Raw genomic sequence first — 19941 nt, forward strand, 5'->3', positions numbered from 1 at the left:
GTTGACGAAACCTACCGACGGGAGCTGCACAGCCATGGAACCTCGTTCCTCGGGGCTGCAACGGCTCGTACGCGAGGTGGCCAAGTTCGGCGCTGTCGGAGGCGCCGGCGTCCTAGTCAATCTCGGCGTGTTCAACCTGGTCCGGCATGTCTCCGATCTGCCGGTGGTGCGCGCCAGCATCATCGCGACCGTCGTCGCGATCGCCTTCAACTACGTCGGCTTCCGTTACTGGACGTACCGGGACCGCGACAAGAACGGCCGCACCAAGGAACTCACGCTGTTCCTGATCTTCAGCGCGATCGGCCTGGTGATCGAGAACGGCGTGCTCTTCCTCGCGACGTACGGCTTCGGCTGGGACAGCCCGCTGCAGAGCAACGTCTTCAAGTTCCTCGGCATCGGCGTCGCCACCCTGTTCCGGTTCTGGTCGTACCGCACCTGGGTGTTCCGCGCCATGCCCGCCCGGGATGCCGTGGCGCGTGCGGAATCGATCCTGGAGCAGGAGTCGAGAAAGCCCGCACCCCAGCAGCGCGTCCCCTAGGGACCCGCTAGCGGACCGTCGGCTGGTCCTCGTCCGCCGGCTTGCGGGTCGGGGGCGTGCGGGACAGGAACAGGCCGAAGACCGGTGGCTGGGACTGGAGCAGTTCCAGGCGTCCGCCGTCGGCCTCCGCGAGGTCGCGGGCGACGGCCAGCCCGATCCCCGTCGAGTTGCGGCCGCTGATCGTGCGCTCGAAGATCCGGGCGCCCAGGTCGCCGGGGACGCCCGGCCCCTCGTCGGTGACCTCGACCACGGCCTGGTTGCCGGTGACCCGGGTACGCAGGGCGACCGTGCCGCCACCGTGCATCAGGGAGTTCTCGATCAGCGCGGCCAGCACCTGCGCGACCGCGCCGGGCGTGCCGACGGCCCGCAGATGCCGCTTTCCGGAGCTGACGATGGCCCGGCCCACGCTGCGGTAGGCGGGCCGCCACTCGGCGAGCTGCTGCTGGATGACCTCGTCCAGGTCGAAGGAGACGGCCGAGCCGGTGCGCGGGTCGCGCGCGTTGGTCAGCAGCCGCTCCACCACGTCCGTCAGCCGCTCCACCTGCGCCAGCGCGATCGTCGCCTCCTCCTTCACCGTGTCCGGGTCGTCGGTGAGGGTGATCTCCTCGAGCCGCATGGACAGCGCGGTCAGGGGCGTACGCAGCTGGTGGGAGGCGTCGGCGGCGAGGCGCCGCTCCGCAGTCAGCATCCGGCCGATGCGCTCGGCGGAGGAGTCGAGCACGTCGGCGACCCGGTCCAGCTCGGGGACGCCGTAGCGCTTGTGCCGCGGGCGTGGATCGCCCGAGCCGAGGCGTTCGGCGGTCTCGGCGAGGTCGGTCAGCGGGGAGGCGAGCCGGTTGGCCTGGCGTACGGCGAGCAGGACGGCGGCGACGACCGCCAGCAGCGCCACCAGACCGATGATCAGCAGGGTCCGGCCGACCTCGCGGGTCACCGCGGAGCGGGGCTCCTCGACGGTGACGATCTCGCCCTCCTCGCCCCTCTGCGTGGAGCGGATGACGTCACCCTCGGGCTTGGTGCCGATCTCGATCGCCGGCCGGCCCGGAACCCGGATCTCGGCGTACTGCTCCTTGCTGACCGGGTTGCGCAGGACGTCGGCGTTGACGTTCTCCGCCGCGAGGATGCGGCTGTCCACGATGCTGGCCAGCCGCACCGCCTCGGACTCCACCCGCTCCTGGGCGCTGTTGCTGATCGTCCGCGTCTCGACGATCACCAGGGAGACGCCGAAGACGGCGATCACCACGAGGACTACGGCGAGGGTGGACTGGATGAGACGTCGACGCATGTTCCGTTACCTGAAGGGACTGCCGGACCCCGGTGCGGGGTCAGCTCTTCTCGAAGCGGAAGCCCACGCCGCGCACCGTCGCGATGTACCGGGGGTTCGCCGCGTCGTCGCCCAGCTTCTTGCGCAGCCAGGAGATGTGCATGTCGAGCGTCTTGGTGGACGACCACCACGTGGTGTCCCAGACCTCGCGCATCAGCTGGTCGCGCGTCACGACCCGGCCGGCGTCCCGCACCAGCACCCGCAGCAGGTCGAACTCCTTCGCCGTCAGCTGGAGTTCCTCGTCGCCCATCCAGGCGCGGTGCGACTCGACGTCGATCCGCACGCCGTGCGTGGCCGGCGGCTGCTGCGGCTCCGCCGCACCGCGCCGCAGCAGGGCCCGTACCCGGGCGAGCAGTTCGGCGAGCCGGAAGGGCTTGGTCACGTAGTCGTCGGCGCCCGCGTCCAGACCGACGACGGTGTCCACCTCGTCGGCCCGCGCGGTCAGGATGAGGATCGGCACGGTGTGGCCGTCGGCACGCAGCCGGCGGGCGACCTCCAGGCCGTCCATGCCGGGCAGGCCGAGGTCCAGCACGACCAGATCGACGCCGCCCTGCATTCCGGCGTCGAGCGCGGTGGGTCCGTCCTCGCGCACCTCGACCTCGTAACCTTCCCGGCGCAGGGCGCGGGCCAGCGGCTCCGAGATGGACGCGTCGTCCTCGGCGAGCAGTACACGGGTCATGAGGTGATGGTAGACCGCCTGCGCGCAGTGCTGGGGTGTGATCGCTTCCAGGAGTTCTTACCTTGCCGGGCCCGTGGTACGAACCATTGCCCGAGAGGTGGGATCGTAGATAACGCCTTCGAAACAGGTCGCGCGGTTCCCTCGACACCTGTGATCCGTGTCTCAAGTCCTTCCATATCCGGCACTGTCCTGCCGTATGGTGACCTGAACGCCTGTAGCACACCGGGGACCTTTGGCGGGATTGACGCTGAAGGTCTCTTTTGTGTGCGGGCTGACGAAGATCAGCCTTGAAAGGAATGACCTCTGGCCGGGCTCCGGACGCAGTGACGCGTCCAGGGCGTGGATCCCGGTGGTCGCCGTCCGCCGCTCCGTGATCCGGATCGGACTCCCCCTGGGCGTGGGGGTGGACGACCGACCCTGCCGGTGCCGGCCGCACCCCCACCGGGCGCGCAACGCTCCAGCCGCCGCGTCCCGACCAGCAAGGAACGACCATGGCGTCCAGCCTGACGAAGGACTCGGTCCGCCCGGGCACCCCCGGTTCCGAGAAGACCTTCTTCGGCCACCCCCGCGGACTGGCCACTCTCTTCATGACCGAGATGTGGGAGCGATTCTCCTACTACGGCATGAGGGCCCTGCTCCCGCTGTACCTGGTGGCCCCGGGTGGCCTGCACCTGAACGCGGGCACCGCGACCGCGATCTACTCGGTGTACGTGTCGCTCGTGTACCTGCTCGCCCTGCCCGGCGGCTGGTTCGCGGACCGCGTCCTCGGTCCCCGCAAGACGGTCGCCGTCTCCGGCCTGATCATCATGCTGGGCCACCTGTGCCTGGCCCTGCCGGTCTCGGCCAGCTTCTTCGTCGGCCTCGGCCTCGTCGCCATCGGCTCGGGTCTGCTGAAGGCCAACATCTCCACGATGGTCGGTCACCTGTACAAGGGCGCCGACGACCCGCGCCGTGACGGTGGCTTCACGCTCTTCTACATCGGCATCAACCTGGGCGCCTTCGCCGCGCCGCTGATCATCGGCACCGTCGGCGAGAACGTCAACTGGCACCTCGGCTTCGCGCTGGCCGCGCTCGGCATGGCCCTGGGTCTGGCCCAGTACCTGCTCGGCAGCCGTCACCTGAGCGAGAAGAGCAGCGTCGTCCCCACGCCGCTGTCCGCCGAGGAGAAGTCCGCCACGCTGCGCAAGGGCCTGATCTGGCTGGGCGTCGCCGCGGTCTTCTACGCCGCCGTCGGCTTCTCCGGCCACTTCACCCTGAACTGGGCGCTCATCCCGCTGACCGTCATCGGTCTGATCGTGCCGATCTTCGTCATCACCCGCATCCTGCGGGACAAGGACCTGGACGGTGCCGAGCGTTCGAAGGTGTCGGCCTACGTCTGGTTCTTCGTGGCCGCCGCCGTCTTCTGGATGATCTACGACCAGGGTGGTTCGACCCTGTCGATCTTCGCCGACGGCAAGGCCGAGAACACCGTCTTCGGCTGGGAGTTCCCGGTCTCCTGGTACCAGTCGGTCAACCCGGTCATGATCATGGCCCTGGCGCCCGTCTTCGCCTGGCTGTGGCTGTGGCTGAACCGGCGCGGCAAGGAGCCGAGCACGATCGTGAAGTTCGCCTCCGGCCTGGTGCTGATCGGTGCGTCGTTCTTCCTCTTCCTCGCCCCGCTGTCGATCGCCGAGGGCGGTCACAAGGCCGCGGCGATGTGGCTGGTCGCGATCTACTTCGTCCAGACGATCGGTGAGCTGACGCTGTCTCCGGTGGGTCTGTCCGTCACGACGAAGATGGCGCCGAAGAAGTACGCCTCGCAGATGATGGGCGTCTGGTTCCTCGCGGTCACCGCGGGCGACTCGGTCACCGCGCTGCTGTCCAACCCGGCCGTCGGCGGGGTGAACCTCGACAGGACGGGCTTCGTCACCCTGGAGGCCGTGCTCGCCGTGGTCGCCGGTGTCGCGGTGTGGATGTACCGCAACAAGGTCAACAAGCTCATGGGTGACGTCCACTGACGTAGCCCCAGGCGCTGAGGAGGGCCACCGCATCCCTGACGATGCGGTGGCCCTCCTCCGTTGTCCGGGAACTAGCGCGTCCTTCGCTTCGGCATGAACGTGAACACCGCGGCGCCCAGCAGGATCGCCGTGCCCGCCACCAGGCCGAGGGCCTTGAGGGCGCCGTGGTCACCGGAGCCGGTCTCGGCGAGGCCGCCCGCGCCGCTGCTGCTGGTGCCGCCGGTGGACGACGAACCTCCGGAGGTCGACGTGCCGCCCGAGGCGCCGCCCGGCTGCTGGGCGGTGTCCAGGGTGAGGGAGACCAGCGACTTTTCCGGCGTGCAGGTCGTCGTCGTCCCCAGGGCCTTGATGGTGAGGACGCCCGGCGCCAGCGTCGAGGTGCCGCTCGCGCCCGGCTTGTAGGTGCCGGTGAGATCCGGGATCTCGATCGGATCGCCGGACTTGATGGGCTGCGCGTTCGTCGGCCCCTCCACATGCACGGTGCCCTTGTCCGCACCGCCCAGCACCACCTCCATCGACGGCTTCACGGAGTCCTTCGGGATGTCGGCGGGGCTGTTCATCACCGACTTCTTGAACTGCACCGTGAGGTCGTAGTCACCGCCGTTCTTCTTGGCGTTGATCTGCACCGGCGAGGTCGCGTTCTTGTCGCCGATCGGCGTCTTGCAGGCGTAGGGGACCTGGACCTCCTTGCCCGGGAAGTCGGTCTGGCCCGTGCCGCCGGTCGGGGTCGCGCTCTTCGTCGGCGTGGCCGACTGCGTCGGCGACGAGCTGGACGTGCCGCCGCTGCCCGGCGTCACCTGGATCGTCGCCGCCTTCTGCACGGTCTCCTTCGGCGTGCACTTGGTGTCCGTCGACATCGCGTTGACCGTGTAGGCGTCCGGCGTCAGCGTCACCTCGCCGGCCGTCGTCAGCTTCAGGGTGCCCTTCATGTCGGACAGCACCATGTCGCCGCCCTTGGGGATCGCCGGGTTCTGCCGCGGGCCCTGCATGGCGATGTCGGCGGCCTGCGCCCCGGCCGCCTTGAGCACCCCGGACGGCTGCACCGAGTTGGCGGGCAGGTCGATGATGTCCGGGTTCTTGGAGGCGGCCTGGACGAACTTCCACACGATGTCGACCGTGTCGCCCACCTTGGCCGTGGCCGGCGCGGTGATCTCGACCTTCGTGGTGCCGTCCACCGGGTCGATGCCCGCGGGGGGCACGCAGTGGGTGGCGAACGACACCTCGGCCGCCTGCGCGGGCGTGGCCGCCACGCCCAGCAGCACGCCCGCCGAGCAGAGCACCAGTGCGGCGCCTGCGGCGCCCGTCCTGCGGGCCGGTGTGACTCTCCTTCGCATGCTCACGTGGGTCCCTTCGTGGTGGGAGTCGTAGGACTCGTCGGGCTGTCGTCGTGCGGTGCGGAGAGCCGGCCGGCCGGGCCGCCCGGAGCGGAGTCCGGGGTGAACCACGGCAGGGTCGGAGTCGGGTCGGGCGCGGGCCCGGGGGTGCGGGAGCGGGGCAGCCGCAGTGCCGGCCGGTCGAGCCGCCGGTGGCGGACGCCGCCCGGCCGGCGCGGCCGTACCCGGTCCACGACGGCCATCCCGATGCGGAAGAGCGCGGCCGGGACGACCAGGCAGAGCAGGATCCAGAACAGCGTCACGCCCCAGGGGCGGCCCACGCCCCACGGCTGCTCGGCCAGGACCTTGCCTTCGTACCGGAGGGAGACGGTGTAGTCGCCGTGCGCCCCGGCCGACAGTTCGACGGGCAGCTTGATCTGCGCCTTCTTCCCGGGGGCGAGGGTGCCGCGCCACTGCTGCTCGTCCCACTGGGGCGCGAAGACGCCGTGCGCGGTACCGACGCGGAAGACCGGGTTCTTGATCTCGGTGGAGCCGATGTTGCCCGCGGTGAAGACGAGGGTGCGGCTCGGTGGCGCCCCGAACCAGGTGAGCACGCCGCTGGAGCCGGTCAGCCGGGTGTCGGAGAGGATCGACAGCCGGCCGCCGGAGGGCTCGGCGGGCAGCGGGGCGACGGGATGCCCGGCGACCTGGAGCACGGCGTCCGCCTCGGCCTTCGCACCCGTGACCGTGGCGACGTGCACCACGCAGGGGCAGGGCACGGGCGGCTCGGCGACCGGCAGCTTCTTGGCGAAGGACCCGCCGGTGTCGGTGGTCACGGCCCGGCCGTCGCCGTTGGCGCAGGAGTTGGTGCCGCCGATCACGCCCCGGGACGGGATGGACCGGCCGCAGATCAGCATCATCAGCAGCGTGTGCGGCCGCCAGCCGCTCCCGCTGACGGTGACCGAACCGCCCGTGCCCGCCTGGGACGTGGACAGCTTCACGACGGGCCCGTCCGCCGCGGCCACGGGGACGGAGAGCGGCAGCAGGAGCAGCGCGAGCACCACCGCCAGCACGGGTGTCCGGGCCCCTTTCCGCTTTGCCTCCGGGGCGGCACAGCGGGTGTCGAGAGAGCGACCGTGCTCACCCCTTCGGGCCTTCGCGCTCCCCCACTCTCGGCACCGTCGCACCCCTTCGGCTGTGCCGCTCACGTCACCGCTCCCGTCAACTCGGCTTCCGTAGAGATGTGTTCGTCTGCCTCGGCGGTGCTCCTTCGACGCCTGCCGCGCCGTACGGCCACGAGTGCGGCCGCCGCCCCCAGCGCCCCGAGGACCCCGGTCACCGCGCCCCAGGGCACGAACCGGGCCGAGGTGTGCGTGGTGTCGTGGGCGCCGTCCGCCGCCGTGACCGTCAGCCGTACGTCGACGTCGTCCAGCACGGGCCGGTCGGGCCACGGCTCGCTGAGGGTGCGGCGGGACGCCGGGGGCAGGTGGACCGGCAGGGTGCGTGCGGGGCGGTCCAGGACCGGGCCGAGGAGGCCGTCCGCGTGGACCGCGAGTTTCGGTACGAGGGTGGTCGTACCGCGGTTGACCAGCTCGTACGTGATCCGGTCGCCGTGCACCGCCACATGTTCGACGGTCAGCGCGGACAGGGCCGGGCCACCCACGCGCAGCCGGAGCGCCACGGCCGCCGTACGGCCTTCCGCGTCCCGGGCGGTGATGGTGCCGGAGCGGTCGCCGGGTGCGGCACCGGCCGGCACGGTCACCGTGAACGGCACCTCGGCGCGGGTGCGCGCGGGAACGCGCAGCCCGGTCCGGGCGAACGCGATCGGCACGCCGGTGCCGCGCAGTCGGACGGTGAGCGGCTTCCGGCCGCGGTTGGTCACGGACACCGTGTCCTGCAGGACCGTTCCGGGGGCGCCCTCGGCATAGAAGGAGGGGCGTCCGGCGCCGGCGGGCGCGAGGGACCAGGCTGCCGCGGCTTCCGCGTGCGGTGCGGAGGCCAGCAGCAGGAACAGTGCGAGGCCGAGGACACGGCCGGCGGCGGACGGCATGGGCGGCTCCAGCGGTCGGAGGCTGCGGTTCAGCGGCGTGCGGCTGGTTCAGCGGCGCGTGGCCGGGTTCCGCCGGGTCAGCCACAACGCGCCCGCCGCGCCCGCGAGGAGAACCGTTCCGCCGAGGGTGCCGAGGGCGACGGCGGAATCCTCGGGGCCGGTCTGCGGGAGCTGCCCGCCGGAGCCGCCCGACGACGAGGACGAGGACGAGGACGAGGAGGACGATCCGCCCGCCGCCGTCACGTCCAGCGTCAGGGACGGCTTGGGGCTGTTGGTGGGGGTGCAGGTGGTCGTCGTACCGAGCGCCTTGATGGTGAGCGTGCCCGCCGTGAAGGTGACCTTGCCGGTCTTCTCCGGCGTGTAGGTGCCACTCAAGTCGCTGATCTTGATGGGGGTGTTGGCGGGTATCGCGGCCGCGTTGGCGGGTCCGGTGACGGCGAGGGTGCCGCTGTCGGCGCCGCCGAGGTCGATGGTGGCGCTCGGCTTCATCGCGCCCTTGCCCAGCTCGACCGGGCTGGAGGAGACGCCCTTCTGCCAGGACATGGTGATCTTGTAGCTGTTGCCGCTCTTGACGCCCTTGATGTCGATGGGCGAGAGGGCACTCTTGTCGCCGATCGGCGTCTTGCAGTGGTAGTTGACGTCCACGACGTCGGCGTGGGCCGCCGGCGCTGCCAGCAGCACCGCCGAGCCGGCCAGGGCCGCGGCGGACACGAGCGCGGCGGTTCGTTGCGGGTACGACACGGTCGGTCCACCCCATTCATTCCTGACGGCATATCAGATTCGGCCGTCAAGGTACGCCGGGGGCCTTGAGGAGGGAAGACGCAGCACACGCCGGAGTTGTGTCGATCCGGCGTGCGCGAAAGGGGGTTCGAGTGGAGACGGAGGCTCAGGTGACCGTGCCCGGCCGGGCACCCGAACGCTCAGGCAGGAGCGCCCAGTTCCGCCCAGACGGTTTTGCCCGAGCGGCCCGGCGTGCGGACGACGCCCCAGTCGAGGCACAGCCGCTGCACGATGAACATGCCGTGGCCGCCGGGGCGGCCGGCGCGGTGCGGAGTGCGGGGGGCCGGCTGGCCGGCGCCGCGGTCGGTCACCTCCACCCGGATCACCTTGTCGTCGCGGGCGAGGAGCAGCTCCTCCGGGCCCTCGGCATGCAGGCAGGCGTTGGTGACCAGCTCGGACACGACGAGCAGGACGTCCTCGGCGGCGGCCCGCCGGTCGGCGGAGGCGGCGGGCAGCCAGCCCCACACGTACAGCGCCTGGCGGGCGAAGTCGCGGGCGAGCGGGACGACCCCGCTCTCACCCTCCAGGCGCAGCCTGCGGACCTGCCGCCCCGGGATCTCCCGCGGGGTCTCCCGCACGCCTTCGGACGACACGGACGGCGCGGTTGCCCCCGTGGACACGCCGTCCTCCGGCGCACCCCCCTCGGACGCCCCGGAAGCGCCGCTCGGCTCCGGGCCGCGGTCGCCCGGCGAGTAAGGCCGGGTGGTGCTCATCAGCGCTTCACCTCACCGATTCACCAGTACACGATTCAAAAGCACACGACTCAATAGCTCGGACGTCCGGCCCGGGCCGTTTCACCGACCCCCCGGGCGGTCCGCCCCCCGGCGGCCGACGCGTTCAGCATGCTCCTGCCCGACGGATCCGGGAGAACACCCCCGTTCTGGGCATGACGCGCGCCACGCCGGGCCACGGCCCCACAGGGGACGGCCGGGGCACGGGGCTCAGTCGGCCTCGCCGGCCAGCGCCGCCTCCAGGGAGTCATGGACGGTGAAGACCGCGCCCGCTCCCGTGATCTCGAACACCCGGGCGACCACCGGAAGCATCCCGGACAAGTGCACTCCGCCACCGGCGGCCTCCGCCTTCAGCCGGGTTCCGAGCAATACGTTCAGGCCGGTGGAGTCGCAGAACTCCAGCCGTGAGCAGTCCACCACGAGGCGTGAGAACCCTTTGCCCAGAAGGTCGTCGAGCGGCTCGCGCAGAAGATCGGCGGTGTGGTGATCGAGCTCACCCGCCGGTGTCACTACGGCACTGGAGCCCACTTCGCGCACCTCCACCAGAAGCCGGCCCGACTGTGCGCTGCCGACCGTCCCGTGGTCCATGCCGTCTCTCTCCCGAGGTCGTGGCTGCTACTGACGCCCTCGAACACTACGCCTTCCTCACACTCTCCGACACCCGAACAACCTCACGCAGTAGGACATATCACTACAGAACGTACTTGCGATCGACTCGCCGAAGCAGGTAGGGCTAGTAGGGACACACATCCCTACACGCCGGCTTCGGAGGCGCCGCACACCGCAGTGCACGTATTGGCTTCGGCAGCCATATGCCGAGAACGACGGAGGACACCCATGTCACCCCGGCTCGACGAATCGCCTACCCGTATCGCGACGTCGACACCCCCACGGGAACAACTGGATCACCCCCTCGATCCCGCCGACACCCACGACCCCCTCGCGGGGCTCCCGGAGATCCCGCCCTTCGACGAGGTCGACCCGGTGGACGCGCGGGCCCTGTCCAAGACCCTCTTCGAGCGGCTGGCGTCGCTGGAGGAAGGCACGCACGAGTACGCGTACGTCCGCAACACGCTCGTCGAACTGAACCTCGCGCTCGTCAAGTTCGCGGCCTCCCGCTTCCGCTCCCGCAGCGAACCGATGGAGGACATCGTCCAGGTCGGCACCATCGGCCTGATCAAGGCGATCGACCGCTTCGAACTCACTCGCGGCGTGGAGTTCCCCACCTTCGCGATGCCGACCATCATCGGCGAGATCAAGCGCTTCTTCCGCGACACCTCGTGGTCCGTACGCGTACCCCGCCGGCTGCAGGAGCTGCGCCTCGACCTGGCCAAGGCCGGGGACGAACTGGCCCAGAAGCTGGACCGGGCCCCCACGGTCGGGGAACTCGCCGAGCGGCTCGGCCTGTCCAACGACGAGGTCGTCGAGGGCATGGCCGCCTCGAACGCCTACACCGCATCCTCCCTGGACGCCCAGCCCGAGGAGGACGACTCCGAGGGCGCGCTCGCGGACCGCATCGGATACGAGGACCACGGGCTCGAAGGCATCGAGTACGTCGAGTCGTTGAAGCCCCTGATCGCCGAACTCCCGCCCCGGGAACGGAAGATCCTCTCCCTGCGCTTCGTCGCGGGCATGACCCAGTCGGAGATCGGCGAGGAACTGGGCATCTCCCAGATGCACGTCTCCCGCCTGCTGTCGCGGACCCTGGTGCGGCTGCGCAGGGGGCTGACCCTGGAGGAGTGACCCTCCTTCACCCGCGGGAAGCGGCTCGGCCGACGGCGCCGGGCCGCTTCGCCGTGTTCGATCACCCGAACCGTTATGTGGTTACCCAGGGAAACGTCTTTTCCGAACCGCACCCCTCCACCACGATGGGCCCCCACAACTGACGGGTACGTCAAAGGCCTCGGGGACGGAGTGTGCGGGATGGCTCAGGGCGGCGACCGGGCCGAACCGGGCGCGGAACACGCGGACGCACCGGACGCGCGGCTGACGGAACTGCTGCGCGCCCCCACCCCGACGGCCTACCCAGCACTGCAGGAGCTGCGCCGCCGGCACCACCCGGCAGTGCTCGCCTACGCCCGGCTGTGCACCGCGAGCGAGTCCGCCGCGCGCCGGCTGGCGGCGGAGGCCATCACCACGGCGGCCCGTGAGACGGCCCGCGGCCGGGAACCGAGCGTCCCGCTGCGCCACCAACTCCTGCTCCTCACCGCGCAACTGGCCGCCGGCTGGGCGAGCGACGAACGCTCCGCGGGGGTGGACCCGGCCCTGCTCCTGGTCCTGAACTCCAGCAGCCTGCCCGACGGCCCGACCCCTCCGCTCCTCCCGGCGTTCCAGACGCTCCCGTCCCGCACCCAGGGACTGATCTGGTACGGCGTCCTCGAAGCGGAACCCGTGGAGCGCACCGCGGCCTTCCTCGGTCTGAGCCGCGCGGACGTGGCCCACTGCATCCAGCCGGCCCTCAAGTCCCTGGCCGAGGCGTGCCTGAGACACCGTCTGGCCGCCTCCGACGACCCGCACTGCGCCGACTTCCGCCGGCTCATCGAGGAGGCGGTACGGCAGGACGGCCCCCGCCGCAGCCCCGACCTGGACGCCCACCGGGCCCGCTGCCCCTACTGCACGGCCGCGTTCGAGGACCTGACGGCGCTGCGGGACGCCCCGAGGCAGACCCTGGCGGAGGGCCTGCTGCCGTGGAACGGGACGTCGTACATCCGCCCCGACGAGCCCTTCCTCGCCCCTGAACCGCCTGCCGCCCAGGGGAGTCGGCCGCCGCAGCGCCGCTACCTGCTGGCCTCGGCGGCCCTGGGCGTGGCCCTGCTCCCGCTGCTGGTGTTCCTGCTGTCCTCGCCGGACGACTCCGCCCGGCAGCCGGTGGCCGCCACGCCCACACCCCCACCGGTGACGGTGACGGCGACGGTCTCGCTGACCCCGTCCCCCTCGCCGACCCCGACCCGCACCACCGAGTCCCCGTCCCCGTCCCCGAAGCGGTCTTCACAGCGGCCGACCCCGTCGCCGCGCCCCAGCCGCACCCCGAGTCCGTCCCCCACACCCTCGTTCTCGCCCCCGGGCAGCACCTACGCCCAGGTGGTGAACCTCGCCACGGGCCGCTGCCTGGACATCCGCGACGGCGACCTCTCCCAGGGCAACGACGTCATCACGGCCCCCTGTTCCTCCTCCCCCACCCAGCGCTGGCGTCTCGACACCTACCTGGGTGTCCTCCGCTCGGCCGCCGACTCCGACTTCTGCCTGGACAGCCGCGGCTCGACCGACCGCGGCGTGGGCATCTGGGGCTGCGACTCGGTCTACGGCTCCAACGGCCAGAACCTCCGCTTCACCGTCGACCCCGACGGCACGATCCGCCCGGCGATCGCCATCGAGACGGCGGTGACGCCGGAGGGCTGGGGCGGGGTGGGGCTGGATCCGTTGGACGGGGGTTCGGCGCAGCGGTGGCGGGCGGGGGCCGCCTGAACACGACCCCCACCCGCGCACTCACACGACCCGCTCGCCCCTGCGCCAGACCCCGCTGACCAGCGGCACACCCGGCCGGTACGCCAGGTGGACGTGGCTCGGGGCGTCCAGGAGCGTCAGGTCCGCGTACGCGCCCGGGGTGAGCCGGCCGACGTCCGTGCGGCGCAGGGCCGCGGCGCCGCCCGCGGTGGCCGACCAGACCGCCTCGTCGGGGGTCATCCGCATGTCCCGGACGGCCAGGGCGATGCAGAAGGGCACGGACGAGGTGAAGGACGAGCCCGGGTTGCAGTCCGTGGAGAGGGCGACCGTCACGCCCGCGTCCAGGAGGCGGCGGGCGTTCGGCCACTCGGCGCGGGTGGAGAACTCGGCGCCGGGCAGGAGCGTGGCGACCGTGTTGCCGTTCGCGAGGGCGTCGACGTCCGCGTCCGTGAGGTGGGTGCAGTGGTCGGCGCTCGCCGCGTCCAGTTCGACGGCCAGCTGGACGCCGGGTCCGTAGGAGAGCTGGTTGGCGTGGACGCGGGGGTGCAGCCCCTTGGCCTGGCCCGCGGTCAGGATCGTGCGGGCCTGGTCGCCGTCGAAGGCGCCCTTCTCGCAGAAGACGTCGATCCAGCGGGCGTGGGGCGCGCAGGCGTCCAGCATCTCGCCGGTGACCAGGGCGACGTAGGCCGCCGGGTCGTCGGCGTAGTCCGGGGAGACGATGTGGGCGCCGAGGTACGTCACCTCGTCGGTGTGCCGGGCCGCGATGGCGAGGGCGCGGGACTCGTCCTCGACCGTGAGGCCGTAGCCCGACTTCGTCTCGAAGGTGGTGGTGCCCTGGCGAAGGGCCTCGTCCAGGTAGTGGGTGAGGTTCGCCTCCAGTTCCGCGTCGGTCGCGGCGCGGGTGGCCGCGACCGTGGTGCGGATGCCGCCCGCCGTGTAGGAGCGGCCGGACATGCGGGCGTTGAACTCCTGCGTGCGGTCGCCGGCGAAGACCAGGTGGGAATGGGAGTCCACGAAGCCCGGCAGCACCGCCCGGCCGCCCGCGTCGACCCGGTTGTCAGTGGCGGGTGCTTTGCTGGATTCACCGGTCCACACGACGCGGTCGCCGTCGATGACGACGGCCGCGTCCTGGATCAGGCCCAGGGGGGATCCTCCCCCACTCTCGAATTTACTCGAGCGGGGGGACCCCCATCCGAGGGAGGGGTCGTTGGTGACCAGCGTGGCGATGTTGGTGATGGCGGTGCTGCTGCTCATGGTGTCCTCAGGGGTGGCCGGGTGGGGTTCGGCGGTGGTCAGCCGCGCAGGGCGTCGATCGCTTCCGCGAGTGCCGACGGCACGTCGGGCACGAGCGCGTGCACACCGTCCCGTACGACATGGCGGCCGCCCACGATCGTGTGCCGTACGTCCGCCGCGCTCGCCGCGAATACGGCCGTCTCGGCGCCCAGCCTGGGCAGCGGCCCGGCCGTCCTGACCGAGTCCAGGGCGATCGTCGTCAGGTCGGCGAGCGCACCGGGTTCGATGGTGCCGGCGTCCGTCCAGCCGAGGGCCGCGTGGCCGTCGGTAGCGGCGGCCCGCAGCAGCGCCGCGGCGGTCCAGTGGCCCCGGGTGCGGGTGCGCAGCCGCTCGTTCAGCTCCATCGCGCGTGCCTCTTCGAGCAGGTCGATGACGGCGTGGCTGTCGGAGCCGAGGGAGAGCGGGGAGCCCGCCCGCTGCAGGGCGACGGCGGGGCCGATGCCGTCCGCCAGGTCGCGCTCGGTCGTCGGGCACATGCAGGTGCCGGTGCCGGAGTCACCGAGCAGCGCGATGTCCTCGTCGGTGAGGTGCGTGTTGTGCACACCGGTGGTGCGCGGCCCGAGGACGCCGTGGTCGGCGAGCAGCCGGGTGGGGGTGCAGCCGTGCGCGGCCTGGCAGGCGTCGTTCTCCGCCGTCTGCTCGGACAGGTGCACGTGCAGCGGGGCCCGCCGCTCCTGCGCCCACCGCGCCACGGTCGACAACTGGTCCGCGGGCACGGCCCGTACGGAGTGAATCGCAGCGCCGATCCGCGCGTGGTCCCGCTCCTTGAGAACTGCACAGCGTTCGGCCCAGGCCTCCGCGTCGCCGTCGGAGAAGCGCATCTGGTGCGCGTCGGGTTCCGCTCCGAAGCCGGAGGAGAGGTAGGCCGTGTCCAGCAGGGTGATGCGGATTCCGGCCTCGGCGGCCGCCGCGATCAGCGCCTCGCCCATGGCGTTGGGGTCGGCGTAGGGCCTGCCGCCGGGGGCGTGGTGCACGTAGTGGAACTCACCGACACAGGTGACGCCGGCCAGGGCCATCTCGGCGTACACCGCGCGGGCGAGGGCGTGGTAGGTCTCCGGGGTCAGGTGGTCGGCGACGGAGTACATCACCTCGCGCCAGGTCCAGAAGGTGCCGGAGCCGACCTGGACCGTGCCGCGCAGCGCCCGGTGGAAGGCGTGCGAGTGGGCGTTGGCCAGGCCGGGGAGGGTCAGTCCGCGCAGGATCTCGGCGCCGGGCGGCGGGGTGGTGACGCCCGTGCGGACGGCGGTGATACGGCCACCCGGCCCCGCGGCGGAGCCGCTGATCGACACAGTGAGGGCCACGCCCGGCTCGACGTTGGTGTCGAGCCAGGCGTGCTCCAGCCAGTACGTCCGTGTGGTCACGTGCAGGCCAGCCCTTCCAGTACGTCGGCGAGCGCGCTCACCCCGGCCACGCAGTCGTCCTCGGCCGCGAACTCGGCCGGGGAGTGCGAGACGCCGGTGGGGTTGCGCACGAACAGCATGGCGGTCGGAATGCGCCCGGAGAGGATTCCGGCGTCGTGTCCGGCGCCGGTCCCGAGGACGGGCACCTTCAGTCCGGTGTCCCTGCCCAGGATTCGGCCCAGTTCGTCACGGAGCGCGTGGTCGAACTCGACCACCGGGGTGAAGGACTCCCGGACGACGTCGAGGTCGATGCCGTGGGCGTCCGCGTACTCCCGGGCGGCCTTCTCGATGCCGCCGACGACCGTGTCCAGGGTCTGCTGGTCGGCGGCGCGGGAGTCGAGCCAGCCGCGCACCAGGGAGGGGATGGCGTTGACGCCGTTCGGCTCGACGGAGATCTTGCCGAAGGTGGCGACGGCACCGGCGAGTTCGGCCTCCCGGCGGGCGGCCAGCACGGTCTCGGCGTACGACAGCATCGGGTCGCGCCGGTCGACCAGCCGGGTCGTGCCGGCGTGGTTGGCCTCGCCCCGGAAGTCGAAGCGCCAGCGGCCGTGCGGCCAGATGGCACTGGCGACGCCGACCCGGTCGCCGGACAGGTCCAGCGCGCGGCCCTGCTCGACGTGCAGCTCGACGAAGGCACCGATACGGGCCAGCCGCTCCGGGTCGGCCCCGATGCCGTCGGGGTCGTAGCCGGCGGCCTCCATGGCCTTGGGCAGGCTGATCCCGTCGCCGTCGGTGAGCCGATGGGCCTGCTCGACGGTCAGCTCCCCCGCGGTGAGCCGGGAGCCGACACAGGCCAGCCCGAACCGGGCACCCTCCTCGTCACCGAAGTTGACGATGGCGAGGGGCTTGGCGAACCGCACGTTCCTGCTGCGCAGCTCGTCCAGGGCGGCGAAGGAGGAGACGACCCCGAGAGGCCCGTCGAAGGCGCCGCCGTCCGGCACCGAGTCCAGATGCGACCCGGTGACGACGGCGTCCCCGGCGGCCGGGTCCCCGAGCCAGGCCCACTGGTTCCCGTTCCGGTCGACCTCGTAGGCCAGCCCCCGCGCCTCGGCCTGTTCCTGGAACCAGGCACGGCATTCGGCGTCGGCACCGGTCCAGGCGTAGCGCCGGTAGCCGCCGGAGGCGGAGCTGCGGCCGATCGGCAGCAGCTCCGCCCACATGCTGTGGAAGGTCACGCCTGGTCACCCTCGCGCATAGGCACCCGGACCCCGCGCTCCTGCGCGACCGACTCCGCGATGTCGTACCCGGCGTCCACGTGCCGGATGACACCCATACCGGGGTCGTTGGTGAGGACACGCCGGATCTTCTCGCCGGCCAGCTTCGTGCCGTCGGCCACCGTGACCTGGCCGGCGTGGATGGAGCGGCCCATGCCCACGCCACCGCCGTGGTGGATGGACACCCACGACGCACCGGAGGCCACATTGACCATCGCGTTCAGCAGCGGCCAGTCGGCGATCGCGTCGGAGCCGTCGAGCATGGCCTCGGTCTCGCGGTACGGGGAGGCGACGGAGCCGCAGTCCAGGTGGTCGCGGCCGATGGCCAGCGGAGCCGCCAGCTCGCCGGAGGCCACCATGTCGTTGAAGCGCTCGCCGGCCTTGTCGCGCTCGCCGTAGCCGAGCCAGCAGATACGGGCGGGCAGGCCCTGGAAGTGGACGCGCTCGCCGGCCATCTTGATCCAGCGGTGCAGGGACTCGTTCTCCGGGAAGAGCTCCAGGATCGCCTTGTCGGTCTTGGCGATGTCCGAGGCCTCGCCGGACAGCGCGGCCCAGCGGAACGGGCCCTTGCCCTCGCAGAAGAGGGGACGGATGTAGGCGGGGACGAAGCCGGGGAAGGCGAACGCGCGGTCGTAGCCGGCCAGCTGGGCCTCGCCGCGGATGGAGTTGCCGTAGTCGAAGACCTCGGCACCGGCGTCCATGAAGCCGACCATCGCCTCGACGTGCTTCGCCATCGCCTCACGGGCCCGCGTGGTGAAGCCGGCCGGGTCCTTGGCGGCGGCGTCGGCCATGTCCTCGAAGGCCACGCCGACCGGCAGGTAGGACAGCGGGTCGTGGGCGGAGGTCTGGTCGGTGACGATGTCGATCGGGGCGTTCATCGCGAGCAGCTGCGGGACCAGCTCGGCGGCGTTGCCGAGGACGCCGATGGAGAGCGGCTTGCGCTGGTCACGGGCCTCGGTGGCCAGCTGGAGCGCGTGGTCGAGGTTGTCGGCCCTGACGTCCAGGTAGCGGTGCTCGATGCGGCGCTCGATGGCGCGCGGGTCGCAGTCGATACAGATGGCGACGCCGTCGTTCATGGTCACGGCGAGCGGCTGGGCGCCGCCCATGCCACCGAGGCCGGCGGTGAGGGTGATGGTCCCGGCGAGGGTGCCGTTGAACTTCTTCGCGGCGACGGCGGCGAAGGTCTCGTAGGTGCCCTGCAGGATGCCCTGGGTGCCGATGTAGATCCAGGAGCCGGCGGTCATCTGGCCGTACATGGTCAGGCCGAGGGCCTCCAGACGGCGGAACTCCTCCCAGTTGGCCCAGTCGCCGACCAGGTTGGAGTTGGCGATGAGGACACGCGGGGCCCACTCGTGGGTCTGCATGACGCCGACCGGGCGGCCGGACTGGACCAGCATGGTCTCGTCCTGCTTGAGGGTCCTCAGCGTGCGCACCATCGCGTCGAAGGAGCGCCAGTCACGGGCGGCCTTGCCGGTGCCGCCGTAGACGACGAGCTTGTCGGGGTGCTCGGCGACCTCGGGGTCGAGGTTGTTCTGCAGCATCCGCAGAGCGGCTTCCTGCTGCCATCCCAGGGCGCTCAGTTCCGTGCCGCGCGGTGCTCGTACGGGGCGGGGTCCCGACATCGTCTGCCTCCTCCTGTTGCTATCTCTATTCACATCCTGACTTCCTGAATAGAACTAGTCAATACATCGGCGGCACACCGTCAGCGCGTCGCGGGTGTTTGGCTGGAATCACCCGAACACGCGGGCAGGGCGGCAGGAGGACAGGTCGTGGACCAGGACACCGACAGCGAGGCCCGGGAGCGGGCCGCCCGGCGGGACGAGGCGGTGCGTGGCGCGGTGGAGCAGGGGCTGCTGGGGCCGGACGCGGCCGTGGTGGCACTGCTGGACGTCACCGGCATCCGGGAGTCGGCGGCTGCCCTGCGGGCGGCGTTCGACGCGGTCACGGCGCCGGGGACGCCGGTGCTGCACGCCTTCGCGGTGAAGGCGACCCCGCTGGTGCCGGTACTGCGCCTGCTGCACGAGGAGGGCATCGGCGCGGAGGTGGCGAGCCCGGGCGAGCTGGCGCTGGCGCGGGCGGCGGGGGTGCCGCCGGACCGGACGGTGCTCGACTCCCCCGCCAAGACCCCGGCCGAGCTGCGCGAGGCGCTCGCGCTGGGCATCGCCGTCAACGCGGACAACCCGCAGGAGCTGGACCGGCTCGACGCCCTCGTCCTCCCCCACGGCCCGAAAGGCGGGGGAGGCACCTCCACGGCGCCCGGCCAATCGCCGCTCGGCATCCGGGTCAACCCGCAGATCGGCGGCGGCACCATCGGGGCGACCTCGACGGCGACGGAGACCTCCAAGTTCGGGGTGGCGCTGCGCGACGAGGGGGCCCGGGAGTGGGTCGTGCGGGCGTACGCGGACCGGCCGTGGCTGACCCGGCTGCACGCGCACACCGGTTCACAGGGCATCCCGCTGCCGCTGCTGGCACGGGGCGTGGCGGAGACGTACGCGCTCGCGGAGGAGATCAACGCGCGGATCGGACGGCGGCAGATCGACACGCTCGACATCGGCGGCGGGCTGCCGGTCGACTTCACGGCGGAGGCGACGGCGCCGACGTACGCCCAGTACGCGCGCCTGCTGGCAGAGGAGGTGCCGGGGCTGTTCGACGGGCGGTACGGGCTGGTGACCGAGTTCGGGCGGTCGCTGCTGGCCAGGCACGGCACGGTGGTGGCACGGGTGGAGTACACCAAGAGCTCCGGCGGGCGGCGGATCGCGGTGACGCACGCGGGTGTACAGGTGGCCACGCGGACCGTGTACGCACCCGGGGCGTGGCCGCTGCGGATCGCCGCGTACGACGCCAAGGGGCGGCCCCGGCCGGGCCCCGAGGTGGTGCAGGACGTGGCCGGCCCGGCCTGCTTCTCGGGCGACCTGCTCGCCGAGGGGCGCACACTGCCCCTGCTGGAGCAGGGCGACTACGCGGCGGCGCTGGACACGGGCGCGTACTACTTCGCCCACCACTACGCCTACAACTCCCTCGCCCGCCCGGGGATCTACGGCTTCGCGCCCGACGGCACGGGAGGCGTGGCCTTCGCGACCGTGCGGGAGCCGCAGACCGTGGCGGAGGTCGTGGCCGAGTCCGGTGGGGCGCACGCATCCGCTCTCACCACCCTGCACGCGCCCGGAAGCCGTTGACGTAC

General features: G+C 71.8%; 17 protein-coding genes. 5 read left to right on the forward strand and 12 right to left on the reverse strand.

The window, feature by feature from the left end:
- Positions 1 to 34: 34 nt before the first annotated feature.
- Positions 35 to 538, forward strand: a complete 504-nt coding sequence (locus tag ACIF83_RS15930) for a GtrA family protein (protein WP_393471447.1) — start codon at positions 35 to 37, stop codon at positions 536 to 538.
- Between the two features lie 7 nt (positions 539 to 545).
- On the opposite strand, the gene ACIF83_RS15935 is transcribed toward ACIF83_RS15930, so the two are convergent.
- Together ACIF83_RS15935 and ACIF83_RS15940 are read right to left on the reverse strand one after the other, a co-directional pair.
- On the reverse strand, positions 546 to 1820 hold the full coding sequence (locus ACIF83_RS15935) for an ATP-binding protein (protein WP_393471449.1): 1275 nt from the start codon (positions 1818 to 1820) through the stop codon (positions 546 to 548).
- A gap of 40 nt (positions 1821 to 1860) precedes the next feature.
- Complete coding sequence (locus ACIF83_RS15940) at positions 1861 to 2538, reverse strand: response regulator transcription factor (RefSeq protein WP_020940464.1); 678 nt, start codon at positions 2536 to 2538, stop codon at positions 1861 to 1863.
- Between the two features lie 491 nt (positions 2539 to 3029).
- Here ACIF83_RS15940 and ACIF83_RS15945 point away from each other — a divergent pair, with 491 nt between their 5' ends.
- Complete coding sequence (locus ACIF83_RS15945; protein ID WP_393471451.1) at positions 3030 to 4535, forward strand: oligopeptide:H+ symporter; 1506 nt, start codon at positions 3030 to 3032, stop codon at positions 4533 to 4535.
- A 71-nt stretch (positions 4536 to 4606) separates the two neighbouring features.
- Here the strand turns inward: ACIF83_RS15945 and ACIF83_RS15950 are convergent, their stop codons facing one another.
- From ACIF83_RS15950 to ACIF83_RS15975, 6 genes are all read right to left on the reverse strand, one after another.
- Positions 4607 to 5869 carry a hypothetical protein gene (locus ACIF83_RS15950; protein ID WP_393471454.1) on the reverse strand — a complete coding sequence of 421 codons (1263 nt, stop codon included), beginning with the start codon at positions 5867 to 5869 and terminating at the stop codon, positions 4607 to 4609.
- A gap of 2 nt (positions 5870 to 5871) precedes the next feature.
- On the reverse strand, positions 5872 to 6921 hold the full coding sequence (locus tag ACIF83_RS15955; RefSeq protein WP_399727247.1) for a hypothetical protein: 1050 nt from the start codon (positions 6919 to 6921) through the stop codon (positions 5872 to 5874).
- 131 nt (positions 6922 to 7052) lie between these two features.
- Positions 7053 to 7898: a hypothetical protein gene (locus ACIF83_RS15960; RefSeq protein WP_399727250.1), complete on the reverse strand. Its 846-nt coding sequence runs from the start codon at positions 7896 to 7898 to the stop codon at positions 7053 to 7055.
- Between the two features lie 48 nt (positions 7899 to 7946).
- On the reverse strand, positions 7947 to 8639 hold the full coding sequence (locus ACIF83_RS15965; RefSeq protein WP_399727253.1) for an LPXTG cell wall anchor domain-containing protein: 693 nt from the start codon (positions 8637 to 8639) through the stop codon (positions 7947 to 7949).
- Between the two features lie 179 nt (positions 8640 to 8818).
- Positions 8819 to 9391, reverse strand: a complete 573-nt coding sequence (locus ACIF83_RS15970; protein ID WP_393471465.1) for an ATP-binding protein — start codon at positions 9389 to 9391, stop codon at positions 8819 to 8821.
- Positions 9392 to 9619: 228 nt separating this feature from the next.
- On the reverse strand, positions 9620 to 9997 hold the full coding sequence (locus tag ACIF83_RS15975) for an STAS domain-containing protein (protein WP_393471468.1): 378 nt from the start codon (positions 9995 to 9997) through the stop codon (positions 9620 to 9622).
- 249 nt (positions 9998 to 10246) lie between these two features.
- Between ACIF83_RS15975 and ACIF83_RS15980 the strand changes: the two genes are divergently transcribed.
- The gene (locus ACIF83_RS15980) at positions 10247 to 11152 is read left to right on the forward strand and encodes an RNA polymerase sigma factor SigF (protein WP_393471471.1); all 906 of its coding nucleotides are present in this window, start codon (positions 10247 to 10249) and stop codon (positions 11150 to 11152) included.
- A 180-nt stretch (positions 11153 to 11332) separates the two neighbouring features.
- Positions 11333 to 12874 (forward strand): ricin-type beta-trefoil lectin domain protein, encoded by a 1542-nt coding sequence (locus tag ACIF83_RS15985; RefSeq protein ID WP_393471474.1) that lies wholly within the window; start codon positions 11333 to 11335, stop codon positions 12872 to 12874.
- A gap of 21 nt (positions 12875 to 12895) precedes the next feature.
- Here ACIF83_RS15985 and hutI read toward each other — a convergent pair whose 3' ends face one another.
- The 4 genes from hutI to hutU are packed head-to-tail and all read right to left on the reverse strand — an operon-like array spanning position 12896 to position 18382.
- The gene (gene hutI / locus ACIF83_RS15990) at positions 12896 to 14107 is read right to left on the reverse strand and encodes an imidazolonepropionase (RefSeq protein WP_393471477.1); all 1212 of its coding nucleotides are present in this window, start codon (positions 14105 to 14107) and stop codon (positions 12896 to 12898) included.
- Between the two features lie 38 nt (positions 14108 to 14145).
- Complete coding sequence (locus ACIF83_RS15995) at positions 14146 to 15507, reverse strand: formimidoylglutamate deiminase (protein ID WP_393471479.1); 1362 nt, start codon at positions 15505 to 15507, stop codon at positions 14146 to 14148.
- A complete protein-coding gene (locus ACIF83_RS16000) occupies positions 15504 to 16721 on the reverse strand; it encodes an allantoate amidohydrolase (protein WP_393471482.1) in 1218 nt (405 codons plus the stop codon). Before ACIF83_RS16000 ends, ACIF83_RS15995 begins: the two co-directional genes overlap by 4 nt.
- Positions 16718 to 18382 (reverse strand): urocanate hydratase, encoded by a 1665-nt coding sequence (gene hutU, locus ACIF83_RS16005; protein ID WP_393471485.1) that lies wholly within the window; start codon positions 18380 to 18382, stop codon positions 16718 to 16720. The genes ACIF83_RS16000 and hutU overlap by 4 nt, the downstream gene beginning before the upstream one ends.
- A 147-nt stretch (positions 18383 to 18529) precedes the next feature.
- Between hutU and ACIF83_RS16010 the strand changes: the two genes are divergently transcribed.
- Complete coding sequence (locus ACIF83_RS16010; RefSeq protein WP_399727261.1) at positions 18530 to 19936, forward strand: diaminopimelate decarboxylase; 1407 nt, start codon at positions 18530 to 18532, stop codon at positions 19934 to 19936.
- Positions 19937 to 19941 lie beyond the last annotated feature (5 nt).

It is taken from the genome of Streptomyces sp. NPDC085866, from assembly GCF_044541035.1.
Taxonomy (GTDB): domain Bacteria; phylum Actinomycetota; class Actinomycetes; order Streptomycetales; family Streptomycetaceae; genus Streptomyces.